The sequence below is a fragment of the Sphingomonas prati genome, from assembly GCF_014643515.1.
Classification (GTDB): Bacteria; Pseudomonadota; Alphaproteobacteria; order Sphingomonadales; family Sphingomonadaceae; genus Sphingomonas_R; species Sphingomonas_R prati.
In genome coordinates, this window is record NZ_BMJP01000001.1 from 1,601,181 (window position 1) to 1,619,434 (window position 18,254).

The following is an 18,254-nucleotide window of genomic DNA, read 5'->3' on the forward strand; positions in this document are numbered from 1 at the left end:
AACAGCCTCCGTTTTACCCGCGGGCCGCATCCCGCTAAGGCACCGCCATGCTCCGCCTGTCCGACATCAAGCTCCCGCTCGACCATCCGCCGGAGGCCCTCGCCGCCGCCGTCCGCGCACGCGTCGGGCTCGCCGACGACGCTCCCCTCGACATCGCCATCGCGCGCCGCGCCAACGATGCGCGCCGCCGCACCGCGATCCTGCTCGTCTACTCGGTCGACATCACCGTGGCGGACGAGGACGCGATCCTCGCACGCTTCCCCGGCGACCCGCATGTCCGCCGCACGCCCGACACCGGATACCGCTTCGTCGCGCACGCCCCCGCCGGCGGCACGACGCCGCGCCCGGTCGTGATCGGCGCCGGCCCCTGCGGGCTGTTCGCCGGGCTCATCCTCGCGCAGATGGGCTACCGCCCGATCATCCTCGATCGCGGGAAAGTGGTGCGCGAACGGACCAAGGACACCTGGGGCCTCTGGCGGCGCGGCGTGCTCGAACCCGAATCGAACGTCCAGTTCGGCGAGGGCGGCGCCGGTACCTTCTCCGACGGAAAGCTCTGGAGCCAGATCAAGGATCCGCGCTTCCTCGGCCGCAAGGTCCTGACCGAATTCGTCACCGCCGGCGCCCCGCCGGAGATCCTGACCGAGGCGCACCCCCATATCGGCACGTTCCGGCTCGTCACGATGGTCGAACATATGCGCGCCACGATCGAATCGCTCGGCGGCGAATATCGCTTCGGCACGCGCGTCGACGATCTCGACATCGACGAGGCCACCGACGGCACCCGCACGATCCGCGGGCTGCACCTGGCCGACGGCGGCTACCTCGCCGCCTCCCGCGTCGTGCTCGCGGTCGGGCACAGCGCGCGCGACACGTTCCACATGCTCCACGACCGCGGTGTGCATGTCGAGGCGAAGCCCTTCTCGATCGGTGTCCGGATCGAACATCCGCAGGGCTGGATCGACCGCGCGCGCTTCGGCGCCTGCGCCGGCCACCCGGACCTCGGCGCCGCCGCCTACAGCCTGTCGCACCACTGCAAGAACGATCGCACGGTCTACAGCTTCTGCATGTGCCCCGGCGGCACCGTCGTCGCCGCCACGTCCGAACCCGGCCATGTCGCGACCAACGGCATGAGCCAGTATTCGCGCGCCGAACGCAACGCCAACTCGGGCATCGTGGTGGGGATCGACCCGGCGCGCGACTTCCCCGGATCGCCGCTCGCCGGCATCGCGCTGCAACGCCACTGGGAACGCGCCGCCTTCGTCGCCGGTGGGTCGAGCTACGCCGCCCCCGGCCAGACGCTCGGCGATTTCCTCGCCGCCCGCCCGTCGACCGGCTTCGGCAGCGTCGAACCGTCCTACCGCCCCGGCGTCCACCCGACCGACCTCGCGGAGTGCCTGCCCGACTACGCGGTCGCCGCGATGCGCGAAGCGCTGCCCGTCTTCGGCCGTCAGATCCCGGGCTACGACCACCCGGACGCGATGCTGACCGGCGTCGAAACGCGCACCTCCTCCCCCGTCCGCATCACCCGCGGCCAGGATCATCACAGCCTCAACACCCGAAACCTGTTCCCCGCCGGCGAAGGCGCAGGCTACGCCGGCGGCATCCTCTCCGCCGCCATCGACGGCATCAAGACCGCCGAAGCCGTCGCACTCAGCATCAACGCCTGACCGTTCCCCGGCGCAGGCCGGGGCCTGGACGCAACCGCTTCACCTAGCCCCCGGCCTCCGCCGGGGAACGATCACACCAGATCCACGACCCCAGCCAACCCATCCACCGCGACAGCCAGCTCGCGGTCCAGATGCCCCAGCAACGCCGTCCAGCCCGACAACCCATCCAGCTCCCCCGGCCCGTCCGAAACCCCGCGCAACCCGACCACCGGCACACCGAACCGCGCACAGGCCCGCACCACCGCGAACGTCTCCATATCCACCATGTCCGCGTCCACCGCGTCGAACCCGTCGCCCCACACGATGTCCGCCCCGGTCGACAGCGTCGCGGTCGGCACGCCCGGCAACGGCGTCGGTAGCGGCACGACCGCAGGATGATCCGCAAACGGCGTCACCCCACGCGCAAAGCCCAGCCGGGTCGCATCCATGTCGCGCCACGACACGCCCGACACCTGCCACACCGTACCGAGCGGACAGCGCCGCGATCCCGCCGACCCCAGCGACACCACCAGGTCCGGCCGCCGCCCTTCGCTCTCCAGCCGCTGCAACGCCGCCGCGGTCGACAGCGCCGCCTCCACCGGCCCCACGCCGGTCAGCAGTGGCGCGATCCGCCGGCGCAGTTCTGGCCCATATTCCTGTCCAACCGCCATCGCGAACAGCACGCGCCGTCCCGCAATCTCGTCCACCATCATCGCCCGCGCTCCACCAAGGGGGTCGCGCGACCCCTTAGCGCCCGAGCGGCGACCCGGCATAGTCCGCCAGCAATGCAGCGACATCGTCGTAGATCGCGATCGCCCCAGCCTTGGCCAGCACGTCGTCCGGAAACCCGCCCGACCGCACCGCCACCGCCACGATCCCGCACTTGCCCGCCGCCTCGACGTCGTAGGGCGTATCGCCCACCACGATCACCGCGTCGGCATCGATCCCGTCCAGCTTGCCCAGCGCGGTCGAAAAGATGTCAGGCGCCGGCTTGGTGTTCTCCACATCGTCGCTGCTCGTCGTCGCGCTCACCAGATCGCGCGCGCCCAGCAGGTCGAGATAATGGTCGAGCTCGTCCTCCGACGCCGAAGACGCCAGCACGACCTTCTGCCCCAGGCCGGCGGCATGACGCAGCAGCTCGTGCGCCTTCGCGAACGGCTTTGCGCTATCGAGATACTTCGCCTTGAACACCTTGCCGTGCGCCTCGCCCAGCGCCTCCTGACCTGCCTCGTCCAGTTCGGGCAGCAGCGTCGGGACCAGCATGTCGGTGCCCTTGCCGATCTGGTCGTGAACGACCTGCCGATCGAACGACTTGCCGATCCCGGCGAACGCCTCCTCCCACGCCAACACATGCATGTCGTTGGTATCGACCAGCGTGCCGTCGATGTCGAAGAGGATGGCCTTGATCTTCATGGATGGGTTCCTGGATTCACGGAAGGCTGATCCGCGCATGCGACGGGATGACCGCCCACCGATATCCCCGGGGACTGTCACATATTCGACGTATGGCGATGACAATCCAGCCACAATGCGCGGCCGGATCGATGAGTTGCATCAAGCAACCCAACAATATTCTATCTCTCAAACCTATGTTAATTCGTCCGTCGTAATGGCTGAAATGCGCCGCACGGCAGACAATCCTGTCGGCATCGATCGAACGCCCGCGAAATATTCGCCACAGGCAACTTGATGCAAATCAACATAGTAGAAACCTACCAGCATTTTCATCATGCCCGGGAACGATCCGCGGACGCAGGCGGTTGTCCTGGCATCGTCGCATCGGTTCGGTGCCACCGAGGTTGTCCTTCACGGATCACCCCGTCGCCGACCGTCCAGCGACACGCCTGCTCCCCGCGCGACTGACGCCGCGGAGCTGGTTCGACACCAAACAGACGGAGATTTTCGATGCGCGCACTGGTCTGGCACGGAAAAGGCGACGTTCGCGTCGATACTGTCAAGGATCCCGAGATCAAGCATCCGCGCGATGCGATCATCAAGGTGACGGCCTGCGCGATCTGCGGCTCCGATCTCCACCTCCTCGACGGCTACCAGCCCACGATGGAGGCCGGCGACATCCTCGGTCACGAAAATATGGGCGAAGTCGTCGCCCTCGGGTCTGAAGTCACCAACCTGAAGATCGGCGACCGCGTCGTCGTCCCGTTCACGATCAGCTGCGGCGAATGCTTCTTCTGCAAGAAGGGGCTGTTTTCCGCGTGCGAACGGACCAATCCGAATTCGGACCTCGCGATCGCGGCGATGGGCCATTCGCCCGCCGGCCTGTTCGGGTTCAGCCACATGCTCGGCGGCTATTGCGGCGGCCAGGCCGAATATCTCCGCGTGCCGATGGCCGATTTCGGTCCGATCAAGGTGCCGGACAACGTCACCGACGAACAGGCGCTGTTCCTGTCGGACATCTTCCCGACCGGCTACATGGCCGCCGAGAATGCGAATATCGAAGAGGGCGACACCGTCGCGATCTGGGGCTGCGGTCCGGTTGGCCAGTTCGCGATCCGCTCCGCGCTGATGCTCGGTGCCGGCCGCGTGATCGCGATCGACGAAGTACCGGAACGGCTCGCCATGGCCGAGGCCGGCGGTGCCGAGACGATCAACTTCGCCGAGGTCGAGAGCGTCTATGACGAACTGCAGTTCCGAACCAAGGGTCGCGGGCCGGACAGCTGCATCGACTCGGTCGGTGCCGAAGCATCGGGCCATGGCTCGGTGGATGCGGTGATCGACAAGGTGAAGGCCGCGGCCTTCCTCGCCACCGACCGTGTCCATGTGCTGCGCGAAGCGATCATGAGCTGCCGGATGGGCGGCACCGTCTCGATCCCCGGCGTCTATGTCGGCATGGGCGACAAGATTCCGATCGGCGCGATGATGAACAAGGGCCTGACCATCAAGACCGGCCAGACCCACGTCCAGGCCTATACCCGGCCGCTGCTCGCCCGGATCGAGGCGGGCGACATCGACCCGAGCTTCGTCGTGACCCACCCGGCCAGCCTTGAGGATGCGCCGGAAATGTACCAGAAGTTCCGCGACAAGCAGGACGGCGTGATCAAGGTCGTGCTGCGCCCCTGATCCCGACCCGACCCGAACGATACCGCTCCGCGCCAGACGCGGGGCGGTATCGTCCGTTCTGGCTGCTGCCACATTCGAAGGAACGACGATGAGCGACACGGTCCCCACCCCCGTCCCCGGCAATCCCGAAACCAAGGGCCAGCCCGACGGCGTCTCCGGCTCCCCCGGCAATGGCGAGCCGCACGGCCGCTCGGTCATGGGTGAAAGCGGCGGTGCCGCCTATCCCAATCCGCATTCCAAGACCGCCGACGTCAACGACGACAGCCCGTCGACCGATCAGTCCGGCGAACCGACCGAGGACATCAGCGAACCCGGCACCGTCATCGGCACGATCGGGAGCGAAGTCGCGGACCGTGATCGGCCGCTCCCCGTGCCGGCCCCCGACCGCCAGACACGCGAAGTGAAGACCGAGACCGGATCCTTCACCGTCCTCGAAACCGACGGCGTGGCGCAGGCCGCGACCACCGGCAAGATCGGCACCGATGCACCGTACGAGCGCGAGCAGGAACAGCCCGGTTCCGGCTGATCCCGCCGCGCCAGGGCCGGTCGCACCTACACTGCTAGATGCGACCGGCTCATCCGCAACGTGACGATCAGGCCGTCCTCCTCCCACTCATAGTCGATCTTGCCGCCCAGCTGCCCCGCGACGCTGCGATCGACCAGCCGGGTGCCGAACCCGCTCTTGGCCGGCGGCGCCTTCACCGGCGGCCCGCCGCGCTCGACCCAGGTCACCACTACGTCGTTGCCGTCCGACGCGCTCGTCACGTCCAGCGTGCCTTCGGGGGCCGACAGAGCGCCATATTTGATCGAATTGGTCGCCAGTTCGTGGATCACCAGCGCCAGCCCCATCGCCGCCGCCTGCCCCACGCCCATCCGCTCCACCGACACGCGGATCCGCCCCGAAAACGCGCCCATGTCGTCATAGGGCTTCAGGACGACCGACAGCAGGTCGCCCAGCAGCGCGGCATCGCCCTGCCCCTCCGGCAATGGCCGGACCAGGTCGTGCGCACGGCCCAGTGCGGACAGCCGCTCGGTCAGCTGGCTCGCCATGTCCTCCATGTTGCTCGCCGACCGTGACGTGATCGCGGTCAGGCCCGTGGCGATCGTCAGCAGGTTCTTGACCCGGTGGCTCATCTCGCCGGCCAGCAGTTCATGACCTTCCTCGGCCTGCTTGCGGCCCGTCACGTCCAGGAAGATGCCGAACATCGTCCGCCCGACGATGCCGACATCGTCACCCTCGCCGCGCGCCGCGATCCAGCGCACCTCCTGGCCCACCATGATCCGGAAATCGGTCTCGTACCGGCCCAGCGTCGCGCGCGTCGCGTTGAACGCGGCGCGCACCCGGTCGCGGTCGGCGGGGTGGATGTTGGCGGACAGTTCCTCGAACCCGACGTCGGCCCGCCACTCCATGCCCCACAGCGCGAAGCCCTGCTTATCCATGGTGAACGCGTCGCTGTCGACGTTCCACGCCCATAACGCGACACCGGCCGCGTTGACCGCCAGGCGCAGATGCTCGGGCGACCAGACATGCGCCTTGGGTATTTCCTTGATCATTGGACTCCCCAGAACGCACCGCACGATGCTTGCATAGACCCGGCAAACGGCTTGGCAAAGCCTCGCGCGGCCCGCAACCCGGCGTTTCCATGCAGCCGGACTATTTCTGCTTCGCCGCCACGAACCTCGGCTCCATTGCGGTCGCCGCGATCATAACCTAGGTAAACTTTCTCTATTTCTTCGCGAGCAGGCGGCCTTGACCGACACGAACGATCACGCCGCCACTGGCGTGCCGAAAATGACGGCCGATGCCGCGCGCATCGCGGCCGAACTGGTGGGGGAGGACGTCGGCACCGATCCGTTCGTCGCCGCCGTGCGCGCCACGCGCATGCCGATGATCGTCACCAACCCGCGGTTGCCCGACAATCCGGTGGTGTTCGTCAACAACGCCTTCTGCCGACTCTCCGGTTATGAGCGGGACGAGATCCTCGGCCGCAACTGCCGCTTCCTCCAGGGTCCCGAAACCGATCCGGCGACGGTCCGGCGGATCCGCGACGCGGTGTCGCGCGTCGAACCGATCGAAATCGACATTCGCAACCACCGCAAGGACGGCGAACCGTTCTGGAACCGCCTGCTGCTGGCGCCGGTCTACGACACCGAAGGCGTGCTCGCCTATTTCTTCGCCAGCCAGCTGAACGTCACGGTCGAACGCGAACGGTTGCAGGGGCTGGAGTCGAGCAACGCCTCGCTGATGGCCGAACTGACCGACCGGCTGACCGCGCAGGACCAGCATGAACGCGAACTCGCCTTCACCCTGAAGGCCGCGCGGTTCGGCACCTGGAGCCTGGAGATCGCCACCAACCGGCTGACCGCGTCGGCCACCTGCAAGGAAATCTTCGGTCGCCCGGTGGAGCAGCCGTTCACCTACGAAGATCGGCTCGCCGCGATCCATCCGGACGATCGCGCCAAGAGCATCGACGAAGTGCGGCGCTGCGTCGAAAACGGGACCGATTACGACGTCACCTACCGCATCGTCCGCCCCGACGGCGAAATGCGCTGGATCGGGTCGCGCGGCCAACCCTTCTACAACGCAGCGGGCCAGGCGATCCGCATCGCCGGCGTGTCGACCGACATCACCGACAAGACGCGCAGCGACGCGATGCGCGCGGCGCTGGTCGAATTGGGCGACGTGTTCCGCGACACCGTCGAACCCGACGACATCCTGTTCTCCGCCGCACGCATCATCGGGCGCACGCTCGGCGTCTGCCGCGTGGGCTACGGCGAGGTCGACACCATCGCCGAAACCATGGCCGTCGCGCGCGACTGGACCGCGCCCGGCATCGCCTCGCTCGCCGGCACGCTGCGCTTCCGCGATTACGGCAGCTATATCGACGACCTGAAATGCGGCGAGGAAGTGTGCTTCGCCGACGCACGCACCGATCCGCGCACCGCCGCCCACGCTCCTGCGCTGGAGGCGATCAGCGCGCGCGCCATGATGAACATGCCGCTGATCGAACATGGCGAATTCGTCGCGATGCTGTTCCTCCACGACGGCGGCCACCGCCGCTGGCGCGACGACGAGATCTCCTTCATCCGCGAAGTCGCCGAACGCACCCGCATCGCGGCCGAACGCCGCCGCGCCGAACATGAACTGTCCGCGCTCGCCGCCTCGCTCGAACAGCAGGTCGTGGCGCGGACCAGCGAGCTGCAGAACGCCGAAGACGCGCTCCGCCAGTCACAGAAGATGGAGGCGGTCGGCCAGCTGACCGGCGGCGTCGCGCATGATTTCAACAACCTGCTCACCGTCATCCGCTCCGCCACCGATCTGCTCAAGCGACCGGGGCTCAGCGCAGAACGGCGCGAACGCTATATCGACGCGATCTCCGACACGGCGGACCGCGCGGCCAAGCTGACCGGCCAGCTGCTCGCCTTCGCCCGCCGCCAGGCGCTGAAGCCCGAGGTCATCGACGTCGGGCAGAGCCTGCGCATCATCTCCGACATGCTCGGCACGCTCACCGGATCGCGGATCGTGATCGACATCGATCAGCCGGAGATGCCCTGCTTCACCAACGTCGATCCCAGCCAGCTCGACACCGCGCTCGTCAACATGTCGGTCAACGCGCGCGACGCGATGGGCGGCGCCGGCCGGCTGGCGATCACCGTGCGCCCCGCAACGCAGATCCCGGCGATCCTCGCCGAACCCGCCATCACCGGCCGCTTCGTCGCGATCGCGATCAGCGACACCGGTTCGGGCATCGATCCCGACAAGCTCGACCGCATCTTCGAACCGTTCTTCACGACCAAGGCGGTCGGTCAGGGTACCGGCCTCGGCCTCAGCCAGGTGTTCGGCTTCGCGAAGCAGTCGGGCGGCGACATCCGCGTCGAAAGCCGGCTCGGCCACGGCACCACCTTCACGCTCTATCTGCCCGAGGTCGACGAGGAAGAGCCCGCCGCCGCCGCCGACATCGCGGAAGGCCCCGCCGACGGCCAGGGCCTGCGCGTGCTGGTGGTCGAGGACAATCACGAGGTCGGCCAGTTCACGACCCAGTCGCTCGCCGAACTCGGCTACGTCACCATCCTGGCGTCCGACGCACAGGAGGCGCTCGCCGAACTCGCCAGCGACGCCGGCCGCTTCGACATCGTGTTCTCCGACGTCGTCATGCCCGGCATGAACGGCATCGCCCTGGCCAGCACGATCCGCGAAACCTACCCCCACCTCCCCGTCGTGCTGACCTCGGGCTACAGCAACGTCCTCGTCCAGGACGGCACCCACGGCTTCGAACTCCTCCACAAACCCTACAGCGTCGAACAGGTCTCCCGCGTCCTCCGCAACGCGGCGGGGTAAAGCGCAACCGACTTCGGATTTACCCACCCCCGAAACCCGTTCGGTTCGAGCCTGTCGAGAACGCCACGCAACGCTCGCCACAAACCCACACCCGACCGCCCATCCCGAGCGAAGTCGAGGGCCCCTTCGAGCGAAGCCGAGAAGCCAACAGCACCCTACGAGCGCGGTGGTCGGAGGTTACCCAACCCGTGTTCCGTTCGGTTCGAGCCTGTCGATAACCCTGCGTAACGTTCTCGACAGGCTCGAACCGAACGGATCATGGGTAAGCCTCAAACTTAAAACCCGCCCATCCCGAACGAAGTCGAGTGACCCTTCGAGCGAAGCCGAGAAGCCAGCAGCACCCCGGAACCAACGCCAGCAGGCAGCTACCGAGCTACCTCCAAAACCTCGCCCAGCCCCGGCACGAACTCGATCATTCGCTCCAACGGCGCCCCAGCCCAGGCCGCCCGCAACGCCGCAATCGGCCCCCCATGCGCCACCACCAACACCACCCCAGCCCGCGGCAAAGCCTCCCAAGCCGCCAGCGCACGCAAAGACAGATCCAAGCCCGTCTCCCCACCCCCAGGCCGAAACCCGGTCGGATCGGTCATGATCCGGTCCATCAGATCGCCGGTCTCACGCCAGATCGCATCCCACCGCCGCCCCTCCCAGGACCCGAAATCGCGCTCCAGCCACCGCGCATCGCCCAGCACCGAACACCCCACCCGACCAGCAGCCCGCTCCGCCAACCGCCGCGTCCGCACCGCCCCGGAATGCACCACCACATCCGGCCGCCGAGCACTCAAATCCTCCACCAGCCCGCGCGCCAGCAAAGCCCCCGCCCGGCTCCACCCCATGTCGGACCGCCCGTAACACCGCCCGACCCAGGCCCGCGCCACCGGCGGATGCCGCACCAGCAGCACGGTCCCGCTCACGCCATCGCTGCCGCCAGCAACACCGCCAGCTGCCCCATATACGCCGCGAACCCGAGACAATCCCCCGTCGACCCGCCGATCCGCCCCCGCAGAAACCGCGCGATCCACCACAGGAACACCACCCCCGCGCCCACGACGAACACCAGCGCCGCCGGATCGCGCACAACCAGCAACATCACCCCCGGCACAGCCAGCAACACCGCGCCGGCCAAGCGGCGCAAAGGCATCCCCCGCCCGATCCGCGCCGCAAGTCCCGTCCCCGTCGCAACCGGCGGCAGGATGTACGCCAGCAACACCGCCCACAACCGCCCGACCGTCGCCGCCGCCACGATCGCCGCCACAGCGACGCCCGCCGGCAACGCCACGATCGCCGCGACCCTTAGAGTCAGCGACAACCCCAGCCCCAGCGCGCCATAACTCCCGATCCGGCTGTCGCGCATGATCCGCAGCGCATCGTCGCCGCGCGCGATCCCGCCGAACGCGTCGCAGAAATCGGCCACCGCATCCTCGTGGAACGCGCCGGTCAGCAACGCCTCGACCATCAACGCCAGCACCGCCGCGACCACCGGCGGCCACACCAGTCCCGCCACCACAAACACCCCCGCCGTCACCCCGCCGATCAACGTCCCGACCAGCGGCAGCCACGCCATTGCGCGGGTCAGCCCGTCACCCGCCTGCGCGCCCGTCAGCCGCGCCAGCACCGGCACAGGCAGCCGCGTCAGGAACTGCACCGCCATCAGCGGCGGTGCCCATCCCGGCGCGCGATCGGACGCGTCCATCAATCCGCCCGCTCCGCACCGATCGCGTCCAGCCGCGCGACATCGCCCAGCATCGCCGCGGCCGCATCGAGCAACGGCAACGCCACCAGCGCCCCGCTTCCCTCGCCCAACCGCATCCCCCAATCGAGCAGAGGTTCGAGCCCCAGCTGCGCCAGCGCCGCCCCATGCCCCGGCTCGGCCGATCGGTGCCCCGCGATCATCGCGTCCACCGTCCCCGGCGCCAGCCGCTCGGCGATCAGCGCCCCCGCCGTCGCGACATACCCATCGAGCAACAGCGTCGCCCCCCGCTCCGCCCCGCGCGCGAAGAACCCCGCCATCGCCACGATCTCATACCCCGCCACCGACGCGATCGCCGCCACCGGATCGGCCTCGCGCAAAGCCCGCGCCACCGCCGCCTCGACCACCCGCGTCTTCACCGCCAGCACCGCATCATCGGCCCCCGCCCCGCGCCCCACCGCGTCCGCCACGCTCGCCCCGGCCAGCAGCATCGTGATCGCCGCGGCCGGCGTCGTGTTGCCGATCCCCATCTCCCCCGCGATCAGCAGCGCGGCCCCGTCGTCCACCGCACGATCCGCCTCGTCAGCCCCGACCTCCCACGCCGCCGCGAACTGCGCCGCATCCATCGCCGGGCCGTCCGCCAGGTTCGCCGTCCCCTCCGCGATCCGCGCGTCGCGGTAGAACGCCGGCGGATCCTCCGGCCGCGCCCCCATCACCCCGACATCGACCAGCCGAAGATCGCACCCATGCGCCGCCGCCAGCGCATTGCTCGTCGCCCGCCCGGCCAGGATCGTGCCGACCATCATCCCCGTCACCGCCGACGGCCAGGCCGAAACCCCCGCCGCGACGCAGCCATGGTCGCCGGCGAACAGCACGATCCGCCGCGGCCGCGTCCGCGGATCGATCCGCCCCTGCGTCCGCGCCAGCCGCACCGCGATCTCTTCCAGCCGCCCCAGGCTGCGCTTCGGCTTGGCCAGCGCATCGATATGCGCCCACACATCCGCATCGTCGATCATCGCGCGTCCTTCGCTATTCTCACGATCGCATCCACGTCGAGCACCCGTTCCAGCTCGACCGCGATCCCGTCGAGCGCCGCATCGATCGCCTCGCGCCGCTCCAGCCCGTCCGAGGCAGCACCCAGCTCCGCCAGCAACGCCGCGCGGGCCTCGGCCCGGTCGAACAGCCCATGGACATAACAGCCCGCGACCTGCCCGTCCCGCGCGCTCGTCCCGTCCGCCCGGCCGTCCGCGAACCGCAACAGCGCCGGCGCCCCCGCATCGACGGCTGTAACCCCGGCATGGATCTCATACCCCGCAAACCCCGCGCCGGACCCGACGAGACTCCCCGTCACCGGCCGCACCAGCTTGTCCGCGCCGATCACCGTCTCGATCGGCAACAGCCCCAGCCCCGGCACCGTCGCGGCAACCCCCTCGATCCCGTCCGGATCGGCCACCGTCCGCCCCAGCATCTGATACCCGCCGCAAATTCCCAGCACCCGCCCGCCGCGCCGGACATGCGCCGCGATGTCCACATCCCAGCCCTGCGCGCGCAGGAACCCCAGATCGGCGACCGTCGCCTTCGTCCCCGGCAACACCACCAGCGCGGCATCGCCCGGGATCGGCCGCCCCGGCGGGATCATCGCGAGCCGAACGCCCGGCTCGTGCGCCAGCGCATCGAAATCGTCGAAGTTCGCGATCCGCGACAGCATCGGCACCGCGATCAGCGGCCCGTCGCCCACCCCGTCGCCCCTTCCCAATGCCACCGCATCCTCCGCCGGCAACCGCGACGCGTCCGCCAGCCACGGCACCACCCCGATACTCGCCCAGCCGGTCCGCTCCACGATCGCGCGCACCCCGTCGTCGAACAGCGTGGGGTCGCCGCGAAACTTGTTCACGATGAACCCGCGGATCATCGCCGCATCGGCCGGGTCGATCACCGCCTGCGTGCCGACCAGCGCCGCGATCACCCCGCCGCGATCGATATCGCCGACCAGCACCACCGGCACGCCCGCCGCACGCGCAAAGCCCATATTGGCGATGTCGCTTGCCCGCAAATTGATCTCCGCCGGCGATCCCGCCCCTTCGACCACGACGATATCGGCCTCCGCCGCCAACCGGTGATACGCGCCCAGCACCTCGCCCAGCAGGTCCGGTTTCCGCCGCCAGAATTCCCCCGCCGCGATCGTGCCGCGCGGTTTGCCCGCCACCACCAGCTGCGACGTCCGGTCGCTCTGCGGCTTCAGCAGCACCGGGTTCATGTCGACGCTCGGGGCCACCCGCGCGGCGATCGCCTGCAACGCCTGCGCCCGGCCGATCTCGCCGCCGTCCGCGGTCACCGCGGCATTGTTCGACATGTTCTGCGGCTTGAACGGCCGCACACTCAGCCCGCGATTGGACAGCGCGCGGCACAGCCCGGCGACCAGCACCGACTTGCCGACGTCCGACCCCGTCCCCTGCAACATCACAGCGCCCATGCACAGGCTCCCACCACGATCCACAACAACAGGCACGCGACCCGATACACACTCAAGGCCCGCGCCAGATCCGCCGCCCCCGGCAAAGCCCCGTCGCCCAGCACCGCCCGCGCCGCCGGCACCCCGTCATAGCGCACCGCCCCGCCTAGCCGGCGCCTGATCGCCCCCGCCATCGCCGCCTCCGGCCACCCCCCGTTGGGCGACGCATGCTGCGCAGCATCGCGCAGCATCGTCCGCCATCCGCCCCGCCCGGCGAGGCAGATCAGCGCCCCCGCAATCCGCGCCGGCACCCAGTTCACCCCATCGTCCGCCCGCGCCGATGCCCAGCCGAACCAGACGAACTGCGGCGTCCGGTGCCCCACCACCGAGTCCGCGGTATTGATCGCCTTCGCCGCAAACAGCCCGGGCAATCCGCCGACCAGCAACCAGAAGGCCGGCGCCACCACCCCGTCGCAGAAACTCTCCGCCAGGCTCTCGATCGCCGCCGTCGCAACACCGTGCTCGTCCAGTGCATCGGTATCGCGCCCGACGATCATCGCCACCGCCCCGCGCGCCGCCGGCAGATCGCCCGCCGCCAGCGGTACCAGCACCGCACGGACATGATCGTGCAGGCTCCGCTGCGCCAGCCCGGTCGTCCCGGCGGCCACCACCAGCACCCAGCCCCAGCCATACCCCAGCCGCTCGATCGCCACCCCGATCGCCACCGCCACCCCGATCAGCAGCAGCAGCAGCGCCACGCCACCAACCCGCTGCCGCACGGCACCGCCACGGTTCCAGCGCCGCTCCACCGCCGCGATCAGTGCGCCGACCGCCATCACCGGATGCGGCCAGCGCCGCGGATAGCCCACCGCCGCCTCGACGATCAGCACGGCCAGCAGCAGTGCCGCATGGTTCACCGCCCGATCGGCAGGATGAACCGCTGCCCCGCCGGCGTGACGCCGATCTCCACCGCGACACCGTAGGTCTCGGCGATCAGAGGCGCGGTCAGCACGTCGTCCGCCGGCCCCGCCGCCACCACCCGCCCGCCGCGCATCAGCACCGCATCGTCCGCGATCCGCGCCGCCAGGTGCAGGTCATGCAGCACCAGCACCACGCCGCCACCAGCGGCCGCCACGCTCCGCAACCGGTCGAGCACGTCGATCTGGTGCGCGGGGTCCAGGCTCGCCAACGGCTCGTCCGCCAGCAGCCAGTCCGGCTCACCCGCCAGCACGCGCGCCAGCAACGCCCGCCCGCGCTCGCCGCCCGACAGCCGCTCGACACCCCGGCCCGCAAGCGCGGTCATGTCGGTCGCCGCCAGCGCACGCGCCACCGCCGCGTCGTCCGCCGCGGTCGCCCCCCACCGCCCGCGATGCGGCAACCGGCCGAGCGCCACCAACGTCGCCACGTCGATATCCCAATGCACGTCCGCCGCCTGCGGCAACAAGCCGATCGCCCGCGCCCGCGCACGCCGCTCGATCGCCTGCACATCGACCCCGTCGAGCGACGCCGCGCCCTGGTCCGGCACGCGCAGCGCGGCCAGACAGCTCAGCAGCGTGCTCTTCCCCGCCCCGTTCGGCCCGAGCAACGCCGTCACCCGCCCGCGCCGGAACGCGTAACTGACATCGTCCAGCACGCGATTGCCGCCCAGCGTCAGTCCGATCCGGTCGGCCGCCAGCACGCTCATGCCAGCCGCCGCCGCATGCGGATCAGCAGATACAGGAAGAACGGCCCGCCCAGCATCGACATCGCGATCCCCAGCCGCAGCTCGCTGACCGTCGGCGCCAGCCGCACCAGGCTGTCCGCCAGCGTCAGCAGCAGCGCGCCCCCCAGCGCCGACGGCAGCAGCACCGCCGACGGCCGGTTGCCCGCGAACGGCCGCACCATATGCGGCACGATCAGCCCGACGAACCCGATCACGCCCGCCGACGCCACCGCCGCCCCGACGGTCAGCGCGATCCCCGCGATCACCACCCATTGCAGCCGCCCCGGATCGACCCCCATCGACCGCGCCGCCTGCTCGCCCAGCGTCAGCGCGTCCAGCGACCGTGCCGTCGTCGCCAGCAACCCGGCCCCGATCACGATGATCGGCAACGCGACTTTCACATCGTCCCAGCTGCGATCGGTCAGCGCGCCGAGCAGCCACGTCACGATCTGCGACGACACGAACGGCGTCGGCGCAAGGCTGATCGCCAGCGCGGTCAGCGATCCGGCGATGCTCGTCAGGATCATCCCCGCCAGCGTGAACAGGATCAGGCTACCCGACCGCCCGGCGATCAGCGCGAGCAGCGCCATCGTCCCCGCCGCCCCGACCAGTGCGAAGGTCGGCAACAACCAGATCTGCGCCGCATAACCGAAATACAGCGACACCACCGCGCCCAGCGCGGCGCCCGACGACACGCCGAACAGCCCCGGATCGGCCAGCGGATTGCGCAGATACCCCTGCATCACCGCCCCCGACAGGCCGAGCGCCGCGCCCACCAGCAACGCCATCACGGTCCGCGGCAAACGCAGTTCGACGATGATGATCGACCGCGGATCGACGGCGGTCCAGGCGTCCAGCGGCACCCACACCTTCCCCGACGCCACCGACAAACAGACGGCCAGCAGCACCCCGACCAGCAGCGCGAGGTTCAGCCGCGTCACGCGCCCATCTCCCGCCGCACCTGCCGCAACCGCGCCATCGCCGCGATGATCGTCGGCCCGCCGCAGTTCATCAGCCGCACCGGATAGGGCGCAACGCGGATCCGCTGCGCCAGCCGCTTGATCGCCGGATGCCCCGCCAGCCGGTCCTCACCCACCTCCGCCGCGCCGACCGACAGCAGCACGCGCGGCGGTGCGGCGACCAGATATTCCAGCGGCAGCACGTCCCATTTCTTCAGCCCGTAGACCGCGCTCATGTTGCGGAACCCGGCGCGGCCGAGCAGTTCGTCCGACAACGTCCCCCTCCCCGGCACCAGCCCGCCCGATTGCCAGATCAGCGCCGGCACCCGCGCGCCGCCCGTCTGCCGGGCCGCCGTCGCGATCCGCGCCGCCAGCACCGCGCCGCGATCCGGATGCCCGGTGATCCGCCCGATCTCGCGCACCTGCGCCACGCTTTCCGCCACCGAATCCGGCACCGGAAACTGCACCAGCGCGATCCGCATCCGCTTCAGCGCGGCGATCGTCGCGGGCGCGACATGCGGCCCGGTGATGACCATGTCGGGCGCCAGCGCCACCACTTCCTCCGCCGTCCCCGACGTCGCACGGAACGCGTTCGCCTGTGCCAGCGGGATCGACGTCGCGCGCGGGTCCCGCGAATAATGGCTGATCCCGGCAATCTGCCCGCGATCCGCGACCTGCATCAGCACCGCATCGACGCACGGATTGATCGACACGATCCTGGGTTCGCGCGCCGGCGCGGCCGACACCAGCGACAGCGAAGCGACCGTCAGCCCAAGCCCGCAGACCCGGCGAGCGATCAATATTCGACCCCCCGCTGCGCCTTGAACCCGGCCTTGTACGGATGCTTCACCTCGGTGAAATCGGTCACCAGGTCGGCGATCTCCAGCAGCTCCGGCTTCGCGCCGCGCCCGGTGATGCAGATATGCTTGGTCAGCGGCCGATCGCGCAGGAAGGCCACGATCTCCGCGATCGGCAACGTATCGTCGCGCAGCACGATGTTCAGCTCGTCCAAGATGACGAAATCGATCTCCGGGTCGAGGATCATCGCCTTCGACCGTTCCCACGCCGCGCGCGCCGCCTCGATATCCAGCGCACGGTCCTGCGTGTCCCAGGTGAAGCCTTCGCCCATCACCTCGAACGTCGCCAGATCGGGATGCGCCTCGAAGAAGTTGCGCTCGCCCGTCTCCCACTTGCCCTTCACATATTGCAGGATCGCGACCTTCAGCCCCCAGCCGATGCTGCGGATCGCCATCCCGAACGCGGACGACGACTTGCCCTTGCCGTTCCCCGTGTGGACGATCAGCAGCCCGCGCTCCAGCGTGCGCCGCGCCTGCATCTTGGCGCGTGCCTCGGACAGCCGCACCATCCGCGCATTGTGGTGGGCGAAATCTTCGGTCGTATCGGTCATGTTCTGAACTCGGCTAGAGCGGCGGCAAGGCGGGTCTGTTCGACGGTGCCGCGCGGCAGGCCGATGCGCAAGCGATCCGGCCGCCCCGCGAACGGCCGCGTCAAAATGGCATGGCGCGCGAACACCGCGAACAGCTCGATCGCGCGCTCGCACCCAACCAGCCGGAACAGCGGCGCCCGCCCCACGACCGCCAAGCCCGCGCCGTCGAGCACCGCATCGAGTTGCGCGCCCGCCTCAGCGATCCGCCCCGCCTGCGCCGCGCGCCAATCGCCATCCCCATAAGCCGCCGTCCCGATCGCCACCGCCGGCGACGACACCGGCCAGTCGCCCAGCATCGCCCGCAACCGCCCGGCCAGCCCAGGCCCCGTCACCACGAACCCCAGCCGCAGCCCCGGCAAGCCGTAAAACTTCCCAAACGACCGCAGCACGATCAGCCCGTCCGAAGCCTCCCCGCACAACCCCACCGCCGGATCGGCATAGGCCTCGTCTACCACCACCATCATCCGCGCCGCCAGCCCGCGCAGCACCGCCGGATCGGCCACCCGCCCATCCGGGTTCGCCGGGCTCGCCAATACGAACAGGTCGTGATCCGCGACCTCGCCGACATCCGCGACCGCCACCGCATCCGGCCAAGCCGCCCGGTGCCCGGCATAACCCGGCGCCAGCACCGCCGCCCGCCGTGCCCCCAGCAACGGCGCCAGAACGCGCATCGCCAGATCGGTCCCCGGCACCGCCACGACACCCGCCGGGTCCGCCCCGAACGCCGCCGCGGCACACGCCTCCAGCGCCGCGATCGCCCCCGGCTCCGGCAATCGCTCCAGCCCGAGCGACAGGCCGTCCACCGGCCAGCTCCACGGCGCGATCCCGGTCGACAGGTCGATCCAGTCCGCCCCCCCGAACGCCGCACGCGCCGCGTCCACCCGGCCGCCATGGCCGCAGAAGGTGTCGAGGATGCCCGCGTCGATCCCAGAGTCGACCAT

The 18,254-nt window shown here is 69.8% G+C and carries 18 protein-coding genes; 5 read left to right on the forward strand and 13 right to left on the reverse strand.

The genetic code is table 11. The features are described 5' to 3' along the window. Positions 1-47 precede the first annotated feature (47 nt). Positions 48-1,667, forward strand: a complete 1,620-nt coding sequence (locus tag IEX50_RS07310; RefSeq protein ID WP_157174973.1) for an NAD(P)/FAD-dependent oxidoreductase — start codon at positions 48-50, stop codon at positions 1,665-1,667. 71 nt (positions 1,668-1,738) lie between these two features. Here IEX50_RS07310 and IEX50_RS07315 read toward each other — a convergent pair whose 3' ends face one another. Both IEX50_RS07315 and IEX50_RS07320 read right to left on the reverse strand, forming a co-directional pair. Further along, positions 1,739-2,359, reverse strand: coding sequence for a 5'-methylthioadenosine/S-adenosylhomocysteine nucleosidase (locus IEX50_RS07315; RefSeq protein ID WP_157174972.1), 621 nt, complete (start codon positions 2,357-2,359; stop codon positions 1,739-1,741). A 34-nt stretch (positions 2,360-2,393) separates the two neighbouring features. Next, complete coding sequence (locus IEX50_RS07320) at positions 2,394-3,059, reverse strand: HAD family hydrolase (protein ID WP_157174971.1); 666 nt, start codon at positions 3,057-3,059, stop codon at positions 2,394-2,396. Between IEX50_RS07320 and IEX50_RS07325 the strand changes: the two genes are divergently transcribed. The 3 genes from IEX50_RS07325 to IEX50_RS07335 all read left to right on the forward strand — a co-directional run bounded on the left by IEX50_RS07325 (position 3,049) and on the right by IEX50_RS07335 (position 5,250). Next, entirely contained in the window at positions 3,049-3,336 is a 288-nt protein-coding gene (locus tag IEX50_RS07325) for a hypothetical protein (protein ID WP_188699430.1), read from the forward strand. The genes IEX50_RS07320 and IEX50_RS07325 overlap by 11 nt on opposite strands. Before the next feature lie 215 nt (positions 3,337-3,551). Next, positions 3,552-4,724, forward strand: coding sequence for a zinc-dependent alcohol dehydrogenase (locus IEX50_RS07330; protein WP_157174970.1), 1,173 nt, complete (start codon positions 3,552-3,554; stop codon positions 4,722-4,724). An 88-nt stretch (positions 4,725-4,812) separates the two neighbouring features. Next, positions 4,813-5,250 carry a hypothetical protein gene (locus IEX50_RS07335; protein WP_157174969.1) on the forward strand — a complete coding sequence of 146 codons (438 nt, stop codon included), beginning with the start codon at positions 4,813-4,815 and terminating at the stop codon, positions 5,248-5,250. Positions 5,251-5,276: 26 nt separating this feature from the next. Here IEX50_RS07335 and IEX50_RS07340 read toward each other — a convergent pair whose 3' ends face one another. Beyond that, on the reverse strand, positions 5,277-6,278 hold the full coding sequence (locus tag IEX50_RS07340) for a sensor histidine kinase (protein WP_157174968.1): 1,002 nt from the start codon (positions 6,276-6,278) through the stop codon (positions 5,277-5,279). A 196-nt stretch (positions 6,279-6,474) separates the two neighbouring features. Here IEX50_RS07340 and IEX50_RS07345 point away from each other — a divergent pair, with 196 nt between their 5' ends. Further along, positions 6,475-9,063, forward strand: coding sequence for a PAS domain-containing protein (locus tag IEX50_RS07345; protein WP_229673725.1), 2,589 nt, complete (start codon positions 6,475-6,477; stop codon positions 9,061-9,063). Between the two features lie 365 nt (positions 9,064-9,428). Here the strand turns inward: IEX50_RS07345 and IEX50_RS07350 are convergent, their stop codons facing one another. The 10 genes from IEX50_RS07350 to IEX50_RS07395 are packed head-to-tail and all read right to left on the reverse strand — an operon-like array spanning position 9,429 to position 18,254. Next, positions 9,429-9,977 (reverse strand): histidine phosphatase family protein, encoded by a 549-nt coding sequence (locus IEX50_RS07350; RefSeq protein WP_157174967.1) that lies wholly within the window; start codon positions 9,975-9,977, stop codon positions 9,429-9,431. After that, positions 9,974-10,756: an adenosylcobinamide-GDP ribazoletransferase gene (locus IEX50_RS07355; RefSeq protein WP_157174966.1), complete on the reverse strand. Its 783-nt coding sequence runs from the start codon at positions 10,754-10,756 to the stop codon at positions 9,974-9,976. The genes IEX50_RS07350 and IEX50_RS07355 overlap by 4 nt, the downstream gene beginning before the upstream one ends. Next, positions 10,756-11,769 carry a nicotinate-nucleotide--dimethylbenzimidazole phosphoribosyltransferase gene (cobT, locus tag IEX50_RS07360; protein ID WP_157174965.1) on the reverse strand — a complete coding sequence of 338 codons (1,014 nt, stop codon included), beginning with the start codon at positions 11,767-11,769 and terminating at the stop codon, positions 10,756-10,758. The genes IEX50_RS07355 and cobT overlap by 1 nt, the downstream gene beginning before the upstream one ends. Then, positions 11,766-13,226 carry a cobyric acid synthase gene (locus IEX50_RS07365; protein ID WP_157174964.1) on the reverse strand — a complete coding sequence of 487 codons (1,461 nt, stop codon included), beginning with the start codon at positions 13,224-13,226 and terminating at the stop codon, positions 11,766-11,768. Before IEX50_RS07365 ends, cobT begins: the two co-directional genes overlap by 4 nt. Further along, a complete protein-coding gene (gene cbiB, locus IEX50_RS07370; RefSeq protein WP_229673727.1) occupies positions 13,214-14,122 on the reverse strand; it encodes an adenosylcobinamide-phosphate synthase CbiB in 909 nt (302 codons plus the stop codon). Before cbiB ends, IEX50_RS07365 begins: the two co-directional genes overlap by 13 nt. Next, positions 14,119-14,889 carry an ABC transporter ATP-binding protein gene (locus IEX50_RS07375; protein ID WP_157174963.1) on the reverse strand — a complete coding sequence of 257 codons (771 nt, stop codon included), beginning with the start codon at positions 14,887-14,889 and terminating at the stop codon, positions 14,119-14,121. Before IEX50_RS07375 ends, cbiB begins: the two co-directional genes overlap by 4 nt. Next, positions 14,886-15,848, reverse strand: a complete 963-nt coding sequence (locus IEX50_RS07380) for a FecCD family ABC transporter permease (RefSeq protein WP_157174962.1) — start codon at positions 15,846-15,848, stop codon at positions 14,886-14,888. Before IEX50_RS07380 ends, IEX50_RS07375 begins: the two co-directional genes overlap by 4 nt. Next, positions 15,845-16,666 (reverse strand): ABC transporter substrate-binding protein, encoded by an 822-nt coding sequence (locus IEX50_RS07385; RefSeq protein ID WP_221237490.1) that lies wholly within the window; start codon positions 16,664-16,666, stop codon positions 15,845-15,847. Before IEX50_RS07385 ends, IEX50_RS07380 begins: the two co-directional genes overlap by 4 nt. Beyond that, a complete protein-coding gene (gene cobO / locus IEX50_RS07390) occupies positions 16,663-17,274 on the reverse strand; it encodes a cob(I)yrinic acid a,c-diamide adenosyltransferase (protein WP_157174961.1) in 612 nt (203 codons plus the stop codon). The genes IEX50_RS07385 and cobO overlap by 4 nt, the downstream gene beginning before the upstream one ends. Beyond that, entirely contained in the window at positions 17,271-18,254 is a 984-nt protein-coding gene (locus IEX50_RS07395; RefSeq protein ID WP_157174960.1) for an aminotransferase class I/II-fold pyridoxal phosphate-dependent enzyme, read from the reverse strand. Before IEX50_RS07395 ends, cobO begins: the two co-directional genes overlap by 4 nt.

Bases quoted from the DNA above. Each gene is read 5' to 3' on its own strand.
- IEX50_RS07315 (WP_157174972.1), bottom strand. From the start codon at position 2,359: ATGATGGTGGACGAGATTGCGGGACGGCGCGTGCTGTTCGCGATGGCG.
- IEX50_RS07335 (WP_157174969.1), top strand. From the start codon at position 4,813: ATGAGCGACACGGTCCCCACCCCCGTCCCCGGCAATCCCGAAACCAAG.
- cobT (WP_157174965.1), bottom strand. From the start codon at position 11,769: ATGATCGACGATGCGGATGTGTGGGCGCATATCGATGCGCTGGCCAAG.
- IEX50_RS07320 (WP_157174971.1), bottom strand. From the start codon at position 3,059: ATGAAGATCAAGGCCATCCTCTTCGACATCGACGGCACGCTGGTCGAT.
- IEX50_RS07395 (WP_157174960.1), bottom strand. From the start codon at position 18,254: ATGGTCGACTCTGGGATCGACGCGGGCATCCTCGACACCTTCTGCGGC.
- IEX50_RS07330 (WP_157174970.1), top strand. From the start codon at position 3,552: ATGCGCGCACTGGTCTGGCACGGAAAAGGCGACGTTCGCGTCGATACT.
- IEX50_RS07340 (WP_157174968.1), bottom strand. From the start codon at position 6,278: ATGATCAAGGAAATACCCAAGGCGCATGTCTGGTCGCCCGAGCATCTG.
- cobO (WP_157174961.1), bottom strand. From the start codon at position 17,274: ATGACCGATACGACCGAAGATTTCGCCCACCACAATGCGCGGATGGTG.
- IEX50_RS07310 (WP_157174973.1), top strand. From the start codon at position 48: ATGCTCCGCCTGTCCGACATCAAGCTCCCGCTCGACCATCCGCCGGAG.
- IEX50_RS07375 (WP_157174963.1), bottom strand. From the start codon at position 14,889: ATGAGCGTGCTGGCGGCCGACCGGATCGGACTGACGCTGGGCGGCAAT.
- IEX50_RS07355 (WP_157174966.1), bottom strand. From the start codon at position 10,756: ATGGACGCGTCCGATCGCGCGCCGGGATGGGCACCGCCGCTGATGGCG.
- IEX50_RS07365 (WP_157174964.1), bottom strand. From the start codon at position 13,226: ATGGGCGCTGTGATGTTGCAGGGGACGGGGTCGGACGTCGGCAAGTCG.